This window comes from Chryseobacterium sp. SIMBA_038, from assembly GCF_046535115.1.
GTDB lineage: Bacteria > Bacteroidota > Bacteroidia > Flavobacteriales > Weeksellaceae > Chryseobacterium.
Genome location: NZ_JAWRXH010000232.1, coordinates 1 through 263, shown reverse-complemented (window position 1 = coordinate 263; position 263 = coordinate 1). Strand labels below are relative to the sequence as shown.

Annotated in this window: 1 protein-coding gene; it reads right to left on the bottom strand. The window is 29.7% G+C overall.

Translation table 11 applies throughout. The annotated features are described in order from the left end of the window. The coding region (locus SB689_RS23390; RefSeq protein WP_410694440.1) for a hypothetical protein at positions 1 to 239 on the bottom strand (239 nt) is incomplete at its 3' end. Positions 240 to 263 lie beyond the last annotated feature (24 nt).

Here is a 263-nt window from a genome sequence, read left to right as displayed (position 1 = left end):
AAAAGGTAGTTTGTAAAATCCTTAAGATTACTATCCTCCCAAGACTCTCTTATTAGGTTTATGAAATCTTTCTTTGTATCCTCGTCTTTCGCATAACATAGAATAGAAATTAGTGGTAACCATGAAACTTTAATAATTCCCATAATAGATTGAATATTATTTTCATTGTTTAAGATTTCTTCAGTAAGAAGATCTTTAAAATTTGAAGATCTTTTTGCAAATACGGCATAATAGTTCATTTTGCCATGAGGAGGTTTAGGCAG